Source organism: Nostoc parmelioides FACHB-3921 (assembly GCF_014696625.1).
Taxonomy (GTDB): Bacteria; Cyanobacteriota; Cyanobacteriia; order Cyanobacteriales; family Nostocaceae; genus Trichormus; species Trichormus parmelioides.
Genome location: NZ_JACJQL010000028.1, coordinates 19471 through 37498, shown reverse-complemented (window position 1 = coordinate 37498; position 18028 = coordinate 19471). Strand labels below are relative to the sequence as shown.

The 18028-nt window shown below is 41.8% G+C and carries 18 protein-coding genes and 1 pseudogene; 7 read left to right on the top strand and 12 right to left on the bottom strand.

All coding sequences use genetic code 11. The features are described from left to right. Positions 1-139: 139 nt before the first annotated feature. Positions 140-703: a DUF1802 family protein gene (locus H6G14_RS18335; protein ID WP_242053474.1), complete on the bottom strand. Its 564-nt coding sequence runs from the start codon at positions 701-703 to the stop codon at positions 140-142. Between the two features lie 206 nt (positions 704-909). On the opposite strand from H6G14_RS18335, the pseudogene H6G14_RS18330 reads away from it, so the two are divergent. Both H6G14_RS18330 and H6G14_RS18325 read left to right on the top strand, forming a co-directional pair. Then, a pseudogene (locus H6G14_RS18330) lies at positions 910-1869 on the top strand (aldo/keto reductase). An 851-nt stretch (positions 1870-2720) separates the two neighbouring features. After that, positions 2721-3440, top strand: coding sequence for a hypothetical protein (locus tag H6G14_RS18325; RefSeq protein ID WP_190568762.1), 720 nt, complete (start codon positions 2721-2723; stop codon positions 3438-3440). A 373-nt stretch (positions 3441-3813) separates the two neighbouring features. Here the strand turns inward: H6G14_RS18325 and H6G14_RS18320 are convergent, their stop codons facing one another. Next, positions 3814-4752, bottom strand: a complete 939-nt coding sequence (locus H6G14_RS18320) for an alpha/beta fold hydrolase (protein ID WP_190568761.1) — start codon at positions 4750-4752, stop codon at positions 3814-3816. A 130-nt stretch (positions 4753-4882) separates the two neighbouring features. On the opposite strand from H6G14_RS18320, the gene H6G14_RS18315 reads away from it, so the two are divergent. After that, entirely contained in the window at positions 4883-5752 is an 870-nt protein-coding gene (locus tag H6G14_RS18315; RefSeq protein ID WP_190568760.1) for a shikimate dehydrogenase, read from the top strand. Positions 5753-5761: 9 nt separating this feature from the next. On the opposite strand, the gene H6G14_RS18310 is transcribed toward H6G14_RS18315, so the two are convergent. Beyond that, entirely contained in the window at positions 5762-6757 is a 996-nt protein-coding gene (locus H6G14_RS18310; RefSeq protein ID WP_242053473.1) for an alpha/beta fold hydrolase, read from the bottom strand. A gap of 70 nt (positions 6758-6827) precedes the next feature. After that, positions 6828-7421: a hypothetical protein gene (locus tag H6G14_RS18305; RefSeq protein WP_190568759.1), complete on the bottom strand. Its 594-nt coding sequence runs from the start codon at positions 7419-7421 to the stop codon at positions 6828-6830. A gap of 137 nt (positions 7422-7558) precedes the next feature. Here H6G14_RS18305 and H6G14_RS18300 point away from each other — a divergent pair, with 137 nt between their 5' ends. Beyond that, positions 7559-8032 carry a biotin carboxylase gene (locus tag H6G14_RS18300; protein WP_190568758.1) on the top strand — a complete coding sequence of 158 codons (474 nt, stop codon included), beginning with the start codon at positions 7559-7561 and terminating at the stop codon, positions 8030-8032. A 67-nt stretch (positions 8033-8099) separates the two neighbouring features. Here the strand turns inward: H6G14_RS18300 and H6G14_RS18295 are convergent, their stop codons facing one another. The 3 genes from H6G14_RS18295 to upp form a co-directional block, all read right to left on the bottom strand. Further along, positions 8100-8378, bottom strand: coding sequence for a YggT family protein (locus H6G14_RS18295; protein ID WP_010996222.1), 279 nt, complete (start codon positions 8376-8378; stop codon positions 8100-8102). A 190-nt stretch (positions 8379-8568) separates the two neighbouring features. Further along, positions 8569-8919 (bottom strand): ssl2009 family thylakoid membrane protein, encoded by a 351-nt coding sequence (locus H6G14_RS18290; RefSeq protein ID WP_190568757.1) that lies wholly within the window; start codon positions 8917-8919, stop codon positions 8569-8571. Positions 8920-8983: 64 nt separating this feature from the next. Beyond that, positions 8984-9634, bottom strand: coding sequence for a uracil phosphoribosyltransferase (upp, locus tag H6G14_RS18285; RefSeq protein WP_190568756.1), 651 nt, complete (start codon positions 9632-9634; stop codon positions 8984-8986). Between the two features lie 501 nt (positions 9635-10135). Between upp and crtH the strand changes: the two genes are divergently transcribed. Continuing rightward, positions 10136-11656, top strand: coding sequence for a carotenoid isomerase (gene crtH, locus H6G14_RS18280; RefSeq protein WP_190568755.1), 1521 nt, complete (start codon positions 10136-10138; stop codon positions 11654-11656). Positions 11657-11849: 193 nt separating this feature from the next. Here the strand turns inward: crtH and H6G14_RS18275 are convergent, their stop codons facing one another. From H6G14_RS18275 to H6G14_RS18260, 4 genes are all read right to left on the bottom strand, one after another. Beyond that, positions 11850-12785 carry an alpha/beta fold hydrolase gene (locus tag H6G14_RS18275; protein ID WP_190568754.1) on the bottom strand — a complete coding sequence of 312 codons (936 nt, stop codon included), beginning with the start codon at positions 12783-12785 and terminating at the stop codon, positions 11850-11852. Between the two features lie 96 nt (positions 12786-12881). Further along, positions 12882-13259: a DUF4112 domain-containing protein gene (locus H6G14_RS18270; protein ID WP_190568753.1), complete on the bottom strand. Its 378-nt coding sequence runs from the start codon at positions 13257-13259 to the stop codon at positions 12882-12884. 85 nt (positions 13260-13344) lie between these two features. Next, positions 13345-14247 carry a YihY/virulence factor BrkB family protein gene (locus H6G14_RS18265; protein ID WP_190568752.1) on the bottom strand — a complete coding sequence of 301 codons (903 nt, stop codon included), beginning with the start codon at positions 14245-14247 and terminating at the stop codon, positions 13345-13347. 28 nt (positions 14248-14275) lie between these two features. Further along, a complete protein-coding gene (locus H6G14_RS18260; RefSeq protein ID WP_190568751.1) occupies positions 14276-14413 on the bottom strand; it encodes a hypothetical protein in 138 nt (45 codons plus the stop codon). 131 nt (positions 14414-14544) lie between these two features. Between H6G14_RS18260 and H6G14_RS18255 the strand changes: the two genes are divergently transcribed. Further along, complete coding sequence (locus H6G14_RS18255) at positions 14545-15018, top strand: hypothetical protein (RefSeq protein ID WP_190568750.1); 474 nt, start codon at positions 14545-14547, stop codon at positions 15016-15018. Between the two features lie 89 nt (positions 15019-15107). On the opposite strand, the gene thrC is transcribed toward H6G14_RS18255, so the two are convergent. Further along, positions 15108-16199, bottom strand: coding sequence for a threonine synthase (thrC, locus tag H6G14_RS18250; protein ID WP_190568749.1), 1092 nt, complete (start codon positions 16197-16199; stop codon positions 15108-15110). A gap of 585 nt (positions 16200-16784) precedes the next feature. On the opposite strand from thrC, the gene argJ reads away from it, so the two are divergent. Continuing rightward, a complete protein-coding gene (gene argJ / locus H6G14_RS18245) occupies positions 16785-18026 on the top strand; it encodes a bifunctional ornithine acetyltransferase/N-acetylglutamate synthase (RefSeq protein ID WP_190568748.1) in 1242 nt (413 codons plus the stop codon). The last annotated feature ends 2 nt before the right edge of the window (positions 18027-18028 follow it).

Below are 18028 nucleotides of genomic sequence, written 5' to 3'. Positions count from 1 at the left end.
CCTGCCTTTAATCTAGGATTAAGATTTTTTCAATGGTATATGCGGTTTCTATAAGCGTATGTATCAACAGTTACTTTTTTAGAAAATATTTAAAGTTTTATTTCAAAAAAAGAGTTTTGACGGCATGACAAATGACCAATTAATGAACGATCGCCCGAATTTCTTCTACAATCTGCCCATAATCAGAATCGGACAAGACTGGTTGAGAATCTTGTAGTTGTATGGGTGAAGTGATATCAATCCATGATTTGCAGCCGCCATATTCTGCACAGTAGGGAATTTCCTGCTCTTGGGGTAGTTTGTAAGTCCGCAGGAGGAGAATAAATATTGGCTGTTGTGGCTTCCATTTTAGGCGATCGCTAATAAAATTCTCGTTCCAAATATGAAAAGGTAATAAGGCGTTGACAGTGACCTCATCACTGATGGGCAGAATATCGGTAATTTGCGCCCAACTTCCTATCCTCACCGTTTCTGGATGCCAACCAGATGTTACTGGGTGAACAAGACCTGCATATTCAGCCTTGAGTAAGGAAGGCTGTTGATGTTCATAGGTAGGATAAAGCAGAACTTGTTCATGAGCTACTTGAAAGCGTCCTTTGTTTTCATGAATACCGCCTTTCCGCAGTAACACGATTGTTTTGCCGCCTTCTAAGGCATTGATCGCCACTGCCCATTCTTTGAGGGTATGCACTGTTGTAGTCAAGTCGCTTCGCTCCAATTCAAAATTAAAGACAATGTTGGCGCAGCCTTCCCGTTTGCGGTAGCGTTGCGTAGCAAAGGGTATTTTGCATTTTAAATTCAAAAAAGGTCAATTCTGTTAGCATCGCCATCTACTGTAACTCTGATTTAATTTACAGCGAAGACCGTTAAAGTATAAAACTATCCAGGGAAGTGAATTAGGGAACCTTTATGGAAAAGCGCACACTAGGCACATCAGATGTCAAAATTTCACCCATTCTTATGGGGACTTGGCAAGCCGGGAAGAAAATGTGGGTGGGAATTGAAGATGCTGACTAGATTAAAACCATTCGAGCAGCTTTTGAGGCAGGAATTACCACCATTGACACAGCCGAAGTTTATGGCGAAGGACATTCCGAACAGATTGTGGCTGAAGCTTTGTCTGATGTGCGTGACCAAGTGGAGTATGCAACAAAAGTTTTCGCCAACCATCTCAAGTATGATCAAGTGATTCAAGCTTGCGATCGCTCTCTGAAAAATCTCCAAACTGATTACATAGATTTATACCAAATTCATTGGCCTGCTGGTGCTTTCAATAGTGAGATAGTACCAATTGAGGAAACCATGAACGCCCTGAACCACCTGAAAGAGCAGGGTAAAATCCGCGCAATCGGTGTTTCTAATTTTTCCCGCGCCCAATTAGAAGAGGCCTCACAATACGGCAGAATTGACAGCTTACAGCCTCCCTATTCTCTATTTTGGCGACAAGTAGAAAAAGATGCAGCACCGTACTGTGTGGAAAATCATATTTCTATCTTGGCTTATTCACCCTTAGCGCAGGGATTGCTGACAGGGAAATTTACTCGTGGACAGCAATTTGATCCAGCCGATAACCGAGCTAAAAATAAACTGTTTCAAGGCGAAAATTTTGAACGCGCTCAACAAGCTTTAGATAAACTGCGCCCCATCGCAGAGCGCCATAACGCTAGTTTGGCACAGTTAGCATTAGCTTGGTTAATTGCTCAACCCCAAGCGAATGCGATCGCCGGTGCGCGTTATCCTGAACAAGCAAAAGATAATGCCCAAGCTGCCAATATTCAACTCTCTGCTGAGGAAATTAGCGAAATTGATGCGATCGGTCGTATTGTTACCGACAATCATGATGATAGTCCTGTGATGTGGAATTGGTAAAGGATTTCTTAAATATCACCCCAATTATCCACAAAAGATAGTTGGGGATCAAAGCTTTAAGACTTTATTGCAAAAATCTACAAAATATCAACTTTAGTAAACTAACACTTGATCATCATTAACTAGGTGCTAACTTAAATATCAAGACACCAAAAACCAAACTAAAAGGGTAATGACTCGGTGTCTCCCGTCATCAGCCCAAGCAAATCCCAGCATATTTTATGCGATGTGGTAAAAAGCCCGAAGCAGGCAAAACCAAATCCCAAAGCGGAAAAACAAAGAATGCTGAATTTGCTGATTGTTATGTCCACCCTAGTTGTAAACTTTCTCAACTGTTTCCTTATTAAATTTAACAATTTTGAAACCTGTGAATTTTGGAAAACCTGGTCAACCTGCACCAGGTTTTTCAATATTTTAATGATTTTCAACATAAAGAGATGATAAAGTATTATACATAATGCAAGGAGTGTCATAATTTACGCTTGAGAACCCAGTAAAAAGACTGGGGTAAGACTACCAGTTTAAGACAGGTACTCAAGCAACCAAAGTAATTTGTTTGGGGTATTTTATGCACTTTAAATAGTACAGACAAGCCCACATTCGTGGGCTATTTTTTTGTTCACCTGGAAAAGTTGAATTTTTGATACTAGTGCTTAGGAACTTCCAGATAAAAAATATCCAAAATTTAGAGTGGGTCAGTGAGAAAAAACCTAGTGGTACCAAGAAATTATTCATACTGACGCACCCTAACAAGCTATAACAACTAACTCGACAGAGTAAGACTGATAAATCTGGTTAATTTTTAGCAGCACATATAATAAGACAGAAATATTTTTTGGTAGGAACAGGTAATGAAAAAAAATTATTTCGTAAAGAATGTTGTAGCCACAATATTCGTAGCAAGTCTTTCTTTATCTTGCAACACCAATATTTCCCAAAAAACAGAATCAGCACAGGCTGTTGGACAGCAGCAAACACAACCTCAAATTAACTATGGCGACTTAGTTATTAAAGAGCCGACAGATTATTTAATGATTCCAGTTAATTCCACAGGTAGGGATGTAGAAAAAGAAGTTGGTTTAGATGATTATTCGCGTTCTTCTAAAAGATATAATGTATTACTTTATAATTTTATATTTTATCGCAAACAAGACGGTGCGAGTCACCTTTTATTAAATAAAAAAGCAATTATTAATGACTTTGATTTAGTAGAAATAAAAACACCTGGTCAGCCATCCACAAGAGTTTGGCTTTATCAAATTATTGATCAGGATACTAATAAAGATAAAAAGTTTAATCAAGAAGATGCTGTAATTGGTTATATATCTGATTTATCAGGAAAGAATCTGCAACAAGTAACACCAAATAATTCTAAAATTATTAATTGGGTGGTCGTGCCAGGAAGGAAGGAAATTTTTATCAAAATTATCAAAGATTCTAATAAAGATAATAAATTCTCGGCAGCAGATCAGATAAATTTCGTGAAGGTTAATCTTGCCCAACCTGGCATTGGTCAAGAAATTATTAGTGGACAAATAGAGCAAGAAATTAAATCTCTTATTATGAAATAATAAATCTTATGTCGTGGACTGACACGAATAAAATGATGCAATACAAAAGAGCAAACAATTGTAGGTTGGGAAGCCACCGCCGTGGACGGGTTTCCCGACTTGGGGCGAGTGGCGTTTGACGTAAGGAAACCCAACACCAGGAATCTATGTTGAGTTTTCGGGATCAATGTTGGGTTGCGCTTTGCTTAACCCAACCTTGTATATTGAGGGAACACCAAAAAATAAATTATCCGAAATAAACAGCTTAGTAGGGTGCGTCAGTATGAATAACCTCTTGGTATAGTTAGGTTTTCTCTGGCTGACGCACCCTACAGTTTGGATATTTTTTTATCTGGAAGTCCCTAAGCTTGTCACGCCACTACATAAATGTTATTTATCGAGCAATTGAAAAAACCCATTCTTGTAAAAGTGGGTTTACTTGATTGGGTACTTCATCATGAGGACAATGACCAGCCCTAAGAAAATGTTCAGTAAGTTCTGGATAATATAAGCGAAACTTTTGAGAACGTTCTCTAGCATTCATCCAAGGATCAGCTTCACCCCATAACATTAATAAAGGACAAGTTAATTGCTTTAATAGCACATCAACTTTTTCTCCTTGAGGACTGCTAAAAACTGAGACAAATACATCCAGCGCACCAGCGTCGTAAGCAGGACGAGCAATTTCTTCAACTAATTGGTTTGTAATTGCACTTTTATCAAGATATACCTTTTCTAAAGTTTGCCGAATTACCCAACCTTGGCGCACGTATTGAAATAATAAAAATTGGGCTAAAGGTTGTCGAAAAATCCACTTAACACTATCACCAAATATTTTTTGTAAAGGTGAGGATTGTTTAGGAGGCTGAATTTGTGATTGTAAAGCCTCTGGTTCTGGTGTGGCTTGAGTTTCACTAAATGGCCCAGCACTATTGAGTAAAACTACACCAGCTGCGCTCTCAGGAAGTTGAGCAGCAACACACAAGCAAGCATAGCCACCAAGGGAATTACCTGCTAACACTGCTTTTTGACCAATAACTTCAGTGATAAAATCATGGAGTTGGTCACGCCACAAGTCGCCACCATATTGTAATTTAGGTTTAGCGGAACGCCCAAACCCCAAAAGGTCGATCGCAAATACTTCAAAATCATCACACAGTCCTGTGATATTCTTACGCCAGTGGTCTGTAGAAGCACCAAAGCCATGCACCAATAACAATGGTGGGCGCTGCGGTTGTTTTTCCCCCGCACGAACGTAGTAAATCTTATGCCCTCGCCACTGCCAATATTGCCCAGGAATTGGAGTTATAGAAGGGGCTGTATTTGTCTGCATATTACAAAGAAATGTTAAGTAGCTTTTAATAATTGTAGAGCTAGGAATGGGGAGTAGGGAAAGCAGGGAAAAGACAACTGTACAGACGCGATTAATCGCGTCTCTAACAACTGACTAATGATTAAAAACAATGATTACAGGCAAAACTAAACTATTGGGGGTAATTGGACATCCGGTGGAACATTCGCTGTCACCGGTGATGCACAATGCAGCGATCGCTCAATTGGGATTAGATTATGTATATCTGCCTTTTCCCATAGCACCAGATAATTTAGAAGCAGCGATCGCTCTTTTGGCTACTATTGGTGTTGTTGGTTTTAGTGTGACCATTCCCCATAAACAAGCTATCATCCCCCTGCTTGCAGAAATTAGCCCCGTTGCTCAAGCTATAGGCGCGGTAAATACCGTCACCCTTCAAAATAATCAATGGGTGGGGACAAACACCGATATAGAAGGGTTTATTGCCCCTTTGCAGACAACTTATAAACGAGATTGGAGTCAGCAAATCGCCGTAATTTTAGGTAATGGTGGCGCAGCTAGGGCTGTTGTCGCAGGTTGTTATCAACTGGGTTTTGCGGAAATTCATGTAGTGGGGCGCAATGTGCAACGCTTAGAAGAATTTCGCCACAGTTGGGAAAATTCCCCCATTGCTGAGAATTTACAAGTGCATACCTGGGATTATCTAGCAAAGCTTATCCCTCAAGCTAACCTACTGGTGAATACAACTCCCATAGGAATGTATCCGCAGGTTGATGAGTCGCCTTTGAGTGCAGAGGAACTGGTGAATTTACAAAGTGGTGCGATCGCCTATGATTTGATATATATTCCCAAACCAACGCAATTTCTCCAAAAAGCGCAACAACAAGGCGCAATTATCATTGATGGCTTAGAAATGTTAGTTCAGCAAGGTGTAGCAGCTTTAAAAATTTGGTTGCAGCAGGAAGCTATCCCTGTAGATGTCATGCGTCAAGCTTTAATTAAACATTTAGGTTTAAAATGAAATCACCAACTAATTATCTCTACCATCAACTTTGTTTAAAATAATCTGAATAGCATTGATGATTAATTCTGGTTGATCAATCCAAACAAAATGTCCGCTTTTTTCAGCATTAATTTGTACACAATCTGTAGATAAATTGACTATTTGTTTGTGCATTTGCTCGCGTAAGTTATTAGCTGCTTTCAGAGGTAACAGGATAGTCCAAAGGGAAGGATGGAAAAAAGTATTCGCTTTGATGCTAACTATGGGTAATCCCCTAAATTTCCTAGTTAACTGAAGTTGGCGGCTGCTTTTATCCAGATTTAAGAGTTCCCTAATCATGGTAATCCAGTGTTTGGGACGGCAAAAAGAAAGCTTAATTGGGTTGAGTACTGCTGGAGAAAATTTAATTAATTCTCGCTTGATAATCTCAAATGTACCAATCACTTTGAGTAATCTGATAATTCCCAAGATTGAGCCTAAAATGGACATAACAAAGCCAGAAACAAAAAATAGTTTTAAAGCCTGTAAATAGATGGACATTTTCAACATTTCCGTTTCATGAAGTCCATCAGTAAGTACTATTCCTACTACTTTATCTGGGAAATAGTGAGCATACAAGCGCACGTTATAACTACCAAAAGAATTGCCCACCAAAATATATGGTGGCTCAATTCCTGCTAGTGTGAGGAGAAAGTCTAACTCTGCGACAATTTGCCTACTTGTCCGTGGATGAGGACTATGATCACTCCAACCATATCCAGCCCGATCATATATGCAAACTCGTGTCAGTTTGGCTATTTCTTCCACAAGTAAATAACCTTCAATTCCACCTAAACTGTGTTCTAAAACCACAGTGGGTCTAGAATGTCCCGCCGTGTAGAGGTGCAAGCGATATCCACCCACATCAATCAGTTTTCCTGGTGGCGACTGTCGATTTTCTATTAAAATAGCGATCGCCTGATAAAAAGTTGTAGCTAATATTAAAATAATTTCGATAGGGGACGACATATGGGCAACGCTCATCAATCAACCTGCATCGAGTGTAAGGTTGATTTGTGCTTCTTCTTTCCTATTTTCCCTGCATTATCTCCTTCTACCTCTTCGGCCAGCGCCAGTTGTAACGATTCCACTCATATACACCCGCAATTTCATACTCAGCGCCGTTGTAGAAGCGCACGACGCAATTAGTGGAAGCATCGTCTATTTGAATCACGATCGCACTAAACCATTCTCGTTTGCAAGGCCCATCTTCTTGCACCCATTCCCAGAGGGCATTGGAAACTTCGATGCGATCGCCTATTCTGAGTTTTAGTGCTTCCTCAAAATAAGCATACTTGTCAAAATGATATGACTCAACACGGTTTAACCACTGCAACCCATATCGTTCCCTCACAAACTGCACATTTCCTGAGTCTTGATTATGCAGCCAGTCGTTGAGTAACTGCACCTTCCAAGTGCGGTCTTGTTCTTCTTCCGTCTTAACAAACGCTAAAAATGTTTCTAATTCTTCTGGGGTGAGTTCATCCAAAGGATTAGGAGTATCTGACCCACCAGATAAAGATTGCCTTTGAATTTCCTCCAAAACTTGCAATAAAATCTCCTTCTGCCTAGCACTGAGAGGACAGCTAGCTGCATCACAACGATGAAAAGCTGTTTGCAAGACTGTGGCAATCTCATCTGGAGTCATAACTGAATTGCGATCAAGGGCCTAATCTAATAATTATTACAAAAGTAAATAAAAGTGATGAGTCATCAGTCAACATACACCAGTCATCAGTCCCCGTTATAAAGTTTATGTATGTTTCCTTGCTACCTTATACAGATATGAAAAAGAAAAACAGTACGGCACTAATATTCAATTTTCAGCCTTTAGCTAAACTCATCACGACCATCGTTATTTCCTGTCTGGTGGTTTTGATTTCCTGGGTATGGACTCCATCTGCTATGGCGTTGACTCAAATTAAACTATCTGATTTGTCTTATCAGGAGTGTCCAGCAGAACTAGCACAGGGGACTGTAGCTACTAACAGCAGTACATCCGCTAATTGCTTTATTGTCACCGGCAAAGCGGAAAATGGCACTTATAAGACGGTATACGATGCGGATATCTACGGGCGCATTTATGATGCTAACAACGACCCGATATTACAAAACCGCACCCGTCTGGGTTCTATTGCTGAAGTTCCACCAGGAATCAGTGATTTTGAATTGAGAATTACTGTACCAGCAAATCAGCCTTTACCTCTGAAGCTGAAGCAGTTTAAAGCGTCTGGTTTTAGCGCCCAAGTCCGCAAGTAGCTGGAAATGAAGAGACTTGTAGAGACTTGTTTACCTTACGTCTCTACAAGTTTATGGTTCAGGTTGATTAAAATCCCTGTACAAATGGCAATCTAGTTAAAGTTCTGAGTAAGTCGCCAGTTAAATTCAACACTAAAAAGGCGAGGATAGGAGAAAAATCCATACCACCCAAGGGGGGAATAATGGAACGGAACAGATTTAGATAGGGGTCGGTTATTTGGCTTAAAGCCGCAAATGGTTGGTTGTACCAATCAATCTGAGGAAACCAGGTTAAAAGAACCCGGATAATGAGCAAATAGCTGTAAATAGTAACGAATGTAACTAACGTAGTAATCAGTAAATTCATGGATGGTTTAGTTTCCTACTAGGTGTTAAAGCGGTCTTATTATTGATTTTAATTTACTCTAAGCTATGACGTATGTGGATGGTTGCCGCATTAACCGCCATTATCTTAGAAATGGGGATTAGGGATTGGGGATTGGGAAGAGGAAGGGAAACAAGGAGTACTGCCCCTGCCTACTCCCAACAAGAATTATTTAAGAATCTTTGTTAAGGGAGCGATCGCCTGTAGACTGTGCGGGACTACCATTAACGTTTCCTAGATGCTTTCTGACTTCGTCAATTGTGGCATTTAGCTGGGCAATTTTATCTTCTAGCGATCGCCTTGCTGATTCCATTTCTAGGTTATCGCCATCTGGGGATATCATTTGACGACGTTTGCTTGGTACTTTCCTGCTTTCTCCTGAGCCATTAATTAACTCTTTCCCGTCTTCGATTAATTCTTCACTTTGTCGAGAAGCAATCACAGCACCCAGAATACCGCCGACTACGCCGCCGAATACTGCCCCTGCGAAAAAACCGCTAGCAAAACCATCACGCTGACTCATAATACCGCCTTGAAGCAACTTTTACATTAGTTAAGCTATTTTCCTTCCCTAGCTGCATACTAGCTCATGTCCCAAAAATGCGATCGCCTGCGTCGCCTAATCCTGGGACAATAAACCCTTTATCATTAACCGTTTCATCAATTGTTGCAGTGTAAACTATCAAACCAGAATAAGCCGCATTCAATTTTTGTAAAGCTGGTGGTGCTGCCACTACAGAGACAATTCTCACTAAAGACGGATCAACGCCACGTTCTGTTAGTTCTGACATTGCCTTCATGATAGACCCACCTGTCGCTAACATCGGATCGGTAATTAACACTCTAGTTTGGGGGTCAAATTTTTCTGGCAATTTGTTGAGGTAACATGAAGCTTCCAATGTCTCCTCATTACGCACCAAACCCAAGTGATAAATTGAAGCCAAAGGTAAGACAGTTTGCGCCCCCTCTAATAAGCCTAATCCTGCTCGTAAAATCGGTACCACTGCCACAGGCACTTGGGGATTGATGACAGTTGCTGGGCATATCTCTAAGGGAGTTTGTACAGTCGTCTCGTCTGTAGGCAACCATTCCCGCGCTGCTTCATAAGTTAGCCATCTACCCAATTCGGTGATAGCACTACGAAATAAGACTGAAGGTGTGGCAGCATCACGGGCAACTGCCAGCCAGTGCTTAATTAGAGGATGGGGAGGAACGTAAACACGCAGTTGTACCGTCATAGCCGGAAATTGCCAATTTTAATTCTGTGAGAACTGAAACATCATCATACTCTGTCTCGTAATTTGTAATTCGTAATTCGTAATTCGTAATTAATTTGGCTTAGTAGGTGGGCATTTGTGAGCTAAATCTGAGATATCGGAATTTAATGCAAAAGATTTTCATTAATAGTTGACAGGTATTCTCAATCCGAGTTATATTATTTGTCAGTGTTCTCCTCTCTTTAAGGATCGGCAGACGGGATTAGTCGGCGGTAGCAGGCTCATCCCTCTTTTTTGTATGGGTAAACACTTAACAATTCAAAATACCCTACGGGAAGCAAGCTACAAAATTCAAAATTAAGTTTTTACATATCTTTGCCACTGACAACTGACAAAACTCTATCCCCTTGTGGGTCGAGTTTTTATTTACGATAAATTTGAGGAAACTGCGTAAGCTTTACCAGATATAGATGTATTATGAAATACGGTTTGGCTGGTTAATTCCATGTAAGTGCAGCTTTTATGTCCGTAACCTCAACTACTTCCCAAAATTCTTTGTTTGATGTCATCGTGATTGGGTCTGGCATTGGCGGACTAGTGACAGCAACCCAACTCGCAGCCAAGGGAGCGAAAGTTCTGGTACTAGAAAGCTATATCATTCCTGGTGGGAGTGCTGGCTACTTTGAGCGTCAAGGCTATCGATTTGACGTTGGGGCTTCTATGATTTTCGGGTTAGGGAACAGAGGGACTACGAACTTACTCACCCGCGCCTTACAAGCTGTAAATACTAGTGTAGAGGCGATCGCTGATCCCGTACAAATCCACTACCACTTACCCAACAACTTAAACCTGAAAGTTGACCGGGTTTATGATAATTTTTTGCAAAATCTTGCTGCTCACTTTCCTCATGAAAAAGAGGGGATTCGTCGCTTTTATGACGAATGTTGGCAAGTATTTAAGTGTCTCAACCGCATGGAGTTGTTGTCATTAGAAGAACCTCGGTATTTGCTGCGATCGTTTTTACAGCATCCTTTAGCGTGTCTAGGTTTACTTAAGTATCTACCGCAAAATGTCGGGGATATCGCCCGTCGCTACATCAGAGACCCAGAATTATTGAAATTTATCGATATAGAATGTTACTGCTGGTCTGTAGTGCCAGCAGCGATGACACCGATGATTAACGCAGGTATGGTCTTTTCTGACAGGCATTATGGCGGTGTTAACTACCCCAAAGGTGGAGTAGGTCAAATTGCCCAAAAGCTTGCAGAGGGCTTAGAAAAAGTCGGTGGTCAGATTCGATATCAAGCCAAAGTAGCAAAAATCATTACTGAAAAATACTGTGCTGTCGGTGTACAACTAACTAATGGTGAAATTTATCGAGGCAAACGGATAGTTTCTAATGCTACACGGTGGGACACATTTGAAAAATTACTACCTGTAGATAAAATACCATCTAATGAGAAAAAATGGCAACAGAACTATAAAAAATCGCCCAGTTTTTTGAGTTTACACATGGGGGTGAAAGAGTCAGTCTTACCTCAAGGGACAGAATGCCATCACATTATTTTGGAAGATTGGCAAAACATGACTCAACCAGAAGGCACACTGTTTGTCTCCATACCCACCTTGCTTGATCCAAAATTAGCCCCAGAAGGATACCATATAATTCATGCCTTTACGCCTCATTGGATGAATGATTGGCAGGGGTTGTCTGTGAGTGACTACGAAGCGAAGAAAGAAGAGACAGCCTGGCGAATTATCGACCGACTGGAAAAGATATTTCCTGGCTTAGATACAGGGTTAGATTATTTAGAAGTAGGCACACCCCGCACCCATCGCCGTTTTCTGGGAAGAGAAGACGGCACTTATGGCCCCATCCCCAGGCGTAAACTGCGGGGGTTATTGTCCATGCCCTTTAATCGCACCGCTATCAAGGGACTTTATTGTGTAGGAGACAGTACATTTCCCGGACAGGGTTTAAATGCAGTCGCCTTTTCCGGCTTCGCCTGCGCCCATCGTATCGCCGTCGATTTGGGGTTGTGATGGGATGAGGAAGGCGGGAAGAAATACAGCACTGGTTGAGGCTAGGGACTTCCAGATAAAAAATATTGAAACTGTAGGGTGCGTCAGTGCGAGAAAACCTAGCTGTACCAAGAAATCATTCATACTGACGCACCCTACTAACTACTAAGCGTCTAGTTGGAATAATTTATGTTTTTTAATTAAATAAACATGGTTATAAAAAATCTGTCTCCTTGAGAAATTGTAAAATTTCTTTGTTGACAACTTTTGCAGAACCACTAGAAGCGTCATGATAGCAGTTATCCAAAATTCGCAACTTGGAATTAGGCAAGTGTTGATGCAATTTTTCCCCGTGGCTGGCAGGAAACCAACTATCTTGATCACCCCATAAAATTAATGTGGGAGCCGCAATTAAATTCAACTTATTTTGAATTTCACTGAGCATATTTGGTTTATTGGCTTGCCAATTCTCGATTTCTCTTGCCGCTATTTGTAACTCTTCGGCAACCTTCACCAAAGTACCGGGAATTTCAATAAATGGGTAAGTAATCCAATACACATCTTCTTGAGTCAAAATTGACGGATCAAACAGCACTTTACGCCTTTCTATCGCCATAACTTCTCTAACTATTGGCGCAAATAAATAAGCTAAACGCAAATCATCGATTGTTTGTAATATTTCTATTGGTGTTTGGGCAAGGATGGACATGGCCCAATGAGGTAGACTTTCGGTAAAAATTGGTGCATTAATTACTACTAACCGCCCGATTAATTCGGCATTCCTTTGTGCCAAGGCCAGGGCAACTAATGCACCTAAGGATTCAGCGACAACAATAGCTGGTTCATCACATAAACATTGAATAATACGCTCTAATTCAATGACTTGATGCCCATTTTTTTCCTGACGCAAACAAGGTTTATCCGAAAAACCGAAGCCTTTAGCATCTACACAAATGACTCGAAAATACTTAGATAATGGAGCTACACTATAACGCCAATTATAGCTCCAACTGCCCATACCGTGTATGAGAAATAATGGTCTACCTGTACCTTTTTCACCGTATGCAATTTGTACAGGATACCCATGAACATCACTAATTATCAGACTTTGCCGCCCCTTGGGGAAAGTCTCTTGCCACCAATCTTTCATGTCTTTGCTCAATGAGTGATCTCAACACTCGTTAAGGCATTCTACAGCAGAAATTGGGGAATGGGGAGATGGGGGAGGGTGACTGTTGACTGTTGACTAATCACTATTTAAGTGTTTTTCTATTAGCTTGATGTTATATTCGTTTGCTGTCCACGCAAAGTCAAACAGGTCGCCGATGATGGGGAAACTACCTAATAAACTATCAATGATAATATTCAATATCATTCTACTCAATATCTTTTTAGGCACACCTAGCCGCCTTGCTTCAAATACTATGTAACTGGAAAGTATTAAGCCTAAAGCATCACCACCAATGGGTATAAATCCGATTAGTGGGTCTAAACCAATAGCTATTGGTGTACCAGGAATAGTTATGACTGTATCTAACAAGCGGCTTAATTTACGTAGACGCTTTAAAGTAACGGCTTGAGCATTATAGTCAATATCAGGGAACTTGGGAGAAGAATTAGGCATTCAGGCGAGCGCTTGTTTTTCGCAACAAAATTGTTCAATATTTTACTGCTATTTGTGAAATTTACAAGCGTTGTCACGATACTTATTAACGAACCTCTTGTGCTAGATCCTTGGATGGTTTTGAGCGCATATCTTCACCGACAGTTACGTTTAATTGGTCGCCGATTAACAAAACAGCCGCACTCATCCACAGCCACAGCATTAACACTATCACTGTCCCCACAGCTCCATAGACTTTGTTATAGTTACCAAAATTTGCTACATACAGTCGAAATAAGGCAGATAAAATTGCCCAGAAAATTGCGGCGATAATTGCTCCTGGCATTATGGGTGTGCCTGGTTTCCAAACACTAGTCCCATAACGATAAATAAAACTAAAGGCTGTAGCCACAATTCCCAAAGCTAAAGGCCAGCGCAATAATTGCCACAGATGCAATAGGAAAATCAAAGCACCATTTTCATTTACCACCATTCCCAACAATAAATCACTGATAAAAACTAAGAAGGAAGCCAGTACCAACAGCAAGATAGTACCGACTGTTAAGCCCAAGGACACAAGTTTAGACTGCCAAAACGGGCGGATCTTTTCTTGAGGGATTTGATGGATTTGATCAAAAGCAGTCATAGCAGTACTTACAGCACCGGAAGCTGTCCAAATAGCTATGACAAAACTCAGAGAAAACAAGCCACTGTTGCGAGAGTTGGCAATTTCTCTACCAGCAAACTCTCGAATTAATACCATTGCTTCTTCTGGTGCGACTTGGCTTAATTGCGCCGCTAGTTGTCTAAAGGTGTCTTGCAAGGAGTCGGCAAAGAAACCAATGGCGGTGAGTACGGCGAGAATTGCCGGAAATAAAGATAACATCGCATTGAAGGCAATTTCAGAAGCCAGTCCCAACAGCCGCCTTTCCGTTGTTCTGGTAAACGTTTTTTTGAGTGTGCGCCAATTGAGATGACGAAAGAAGCGAAAAAAACGAGACTGAACCATGATTTTCAGTGATGGCAGATAAGTTTCCTTAAATAATGTGCCAGATTTGACTGGCGATCGCATCTACCGTAAAACTGGTTATGCTAAGTTGCTTAACTGCCTTATCTGTCTTTACGTTGTATTGACACAGTACTGAGCCAAAATGTGCAACGTGGAAGTTGTGCATTTCGGCTCACACTTGTTTTATACAGAGAAGCAGTTATACTTTGTTTGTTTTATTAGTTTACTAACTAAAACTGCTTATTTAAAGAATAATTGCCTTTATACAGTCCAAAACTAGGAGAAGTAAGTAAATAAATGGCTGAAAGTAGTGAACTTGGTCAACACCTAACACAACAGTGGCTAACAGAAATCCAAACACTCAAGCAGCAGTTAATAGAACAGCAACAAGAACGCAACGCTGCTTGGGAAAGTGCTGAAAAGTGGCGTAAACTCTACAACACAGAAGCAGAACAACGCCGCACAGATACGGATTTCTTTCGCCAAACGATCGCCTCCCTCAAGGCGGAAATTCAACAACTCAAGGGGATTGACGGACAAACCTTACCCGACGCGACAACTAGCGTCGGCGTGCAGCAGGAGTTGGCACAAATCCGCACTGTGGAGGATTTGAAAGCCAAACTGGTTGAAGTGATCAAAGAACGCGATCGCCTACGCCAAGCCTTGAAAACAGAACAAGAAAACCACGCCCAAACCCGCAAAAGTTTAACTACTGCTTTGGGTGATGCGATTGATAGTTTGGCAAAGGAACGAGGACGGGGTGGAGAGTAGAGGGGCAGGGGAAGCAGAGGAGGCAGGGGAAGCAAAGAAGAATGACAACTGACAATTGTACAGACGCGATTAATCGCGTCTCAAAACTCTTAAAATCCCATCGCTTTAGCTACATCTCCTAAATCTGCCTCAAGGCCTTGTTTAAATTGGCTGTGACTGTGTTTAATTGCTGTGTCTGGGTCTTTAAGACCGTTACCTGTGAGGACACATACTACTGTTGCGCCTGTGGGTACTTGGTCTTTGACTTTTAATAAACCAGCAACGGAAGCAGCGCTGGCGGGTTCGCAGAAAATGCCTTCTGATGAAGCCAATAGTCGGTATGCGTCGAGAATTTCTTCATCAGTAACGGCGTTAAAACTTCCTTGACTGGCTGATTGGGCGGCGATCGCTTTATCCCAACTCGCTGGGTTGCCAATACGAATGGCGGTGGCGATAGTTTCGGGATGAGATATCGGCTGACCATTTACCAAGGGGGCTGCACCGGCTGCTTGGAATCCCATCATCTGAGGTAGGCGATCGCATTTCCCGGCTTGATGATATTGACAAAAACCCATCCAATATGCTGTGATATTTCCCGCGTTACCAACTGGGATGCACAACCAGTCTGGAGCATTACCCAAAGCATCAACAACCTCAAAGGCTCCTGTTTTTTGACCTTCCAAGCGATAGGGATTGACTGAATTCACCAGGGTGATGGGATAGGTTTCTGCCATCTCGCGGACAATTTCTAAGGCTCTATCAAAGTTGCCTTTAATTGCCAATACTTCTGCACCATAAAGAAGTGCTTGCGCCAGCTTACCCAAGGCAACATAACCATCAGGAATCAATACAAAAGCCTTCATCCCACCACGACGGGCGTAGGCTGCGGCTGCGGCTGAGGTATTGCCTGTACTCGCACAAATGACCGCTTTGGCTCCAGCTTCCTTAGCTTTGGAAATTGCCATAGTCATACCCCTATCCTTGAAGCTGCCAGTGGGGTTGAGACCATCGTATTTCACGAACACACTTACTTGTCTACCGATACGTTCTGCGATCGCTGGCACCGGAATTAAAGGAGTGTTACCTTCCAACAAAGTTACAACTGGCGTTTGTTCACTGACAGGTAAATACTCACGATAGGCTTCTATCAGTCCGGGCCAGGGTTGGCGATGAGATTTAGCAACAGACAAGCTCAAAGTCACAGGATTTAAAAGTTTTTCGCTAAGGATTGGATATTGAAGATTTTCATAAGTGGGAAAGTTAAAGAAGGAATATGTTTAAACTTTAGTCCCTCTTTTTGCGACTTTTCCTTCCAGAAGATTAATATTATCTCTTTTTGTACAAGTCTTCCACTGCCAATTGTATAAATGTCAGTTTATCTCAAAGTGGGGATTGGGGATTGGGGATTGGGGACTGGGGATAGGGCGAAAATCTTGGAGTAAGTTCTCCCCCTGCCTCCCCTGCCCCCTGCCTTTTCGGGAACTTTGGATAATTTTTTGAGTTCAATAGTATCCGTGAAATTTCTTAATAATCTTTATACAAAAAATAAATAGTGGGTATTACTCCTCAGGGCAAAAGTGATATACTGTGCTAAGTAGATGCACCCTGATGATCTGGAGAGCTGCCCAAGTGGCTCTCCTTTTTTACTTGATTGGGAAGCAGGGAAAAGAAGTCACACCCCATGTCAAGAATTACGAATTACAAATTACAAATTACGAATTACAAATTGCAAATTGATATAATCGCCAGTCAAGCCACTAAGTTTAGTTGTAGGGGTAAAAATAAAGATGGCAGACTGGCAGGAAATCACTGGTGGAATTACAGCACCAAAAGGTTATCGGGCGGCGGGAATTACAGCAGGACTCAAACCTTCGGGGTTGCCAGATTTAGCTTTGATAGTATCAGATGTAGAAGCGATCGCAGCTGGTGTATTCACAACCAGTCAAGTAAAGGCTGCTTGTGTAGACTACTGTCGGCAACGTTTACAAGCCAAGCAAAGCGCTCGCGCCATTCTCTGCAATGCCGGACAAGCCAACGCCGCTACGGGTAGTCAAGGTATTAAGGATGCAGAAGAAAGCGCCGAGTTGTTAGCAAAAGAGTTAAATATTTCCCCCGAATTAATTTTGTTGGCTTCTACTGGGGTAATTGGTCAACGAATTAAAATGGATGCCTTACGCAATGGTATTCCTAAACTAGTAGCATCCCTAACTAATACAGGTTCAGATGCAGCCGCCGGGGCAATTATTACTACAGATTTGGTCACAAAATCTATTGCTTTAGAAACCACTATAGGTGATCGCCCAGTCCGTATTGGTGGTATCGCCAAAGGTTCAGGGATGATTCATCCCAACATGGCGACAATGCTAGCTTTTGTTACCTGTGATGCCGCAGTTTCTCCCCATCTTTGGCAACAGATGTTAGCTAGGGCAGCCGATAGAAGTTTCAATTCCATTACAGTAGATGGAGATACCAGCACCAATGATAGTTTAATTGCCCTAGCCAATGGGCAATCTCGCACCCCAGCCATTACTGAGGTAGGCGCAGAATCAGAAAAATTAGAGGCTATGCTAACAGCAGTATGCCAGCATTTAGCCAAAGCGATCGCTCGTGATGGAGAAGGTGCAACCTGTCTTATAGAAGTGCAAGTTACAGGCGCACATGATGAACAAGCAGCTAGACAAATCGCCAAAACTATTGCTGGTTCATCATTAGTGAAGTCTGCAATCTTCGGGCGTGACCCCAATTGGGGACGCATCGCCGCCGCCGCCGGACGCGCTGGTGTTCCCTTCGAGCAGGAAAACCTGCAAATTCAGCTAGGAGATTTTTTACTCTTAGAAAATGGTCAACCCCTCCCCTTTGACCGTGCAGCAGCTAGTGCGTATTTAAAACAAGCCGCCACAGGCGCTTATCTTCAGCAAGATACGGTCTTAATTTCCGTAAAGGTCGGTAATGGTCACGGCACTGGCAAAGCTTGGGGATGCGATTTAAGTTATGACTATGTGAAGATTAACGCTGAGTATACAACTTAAGA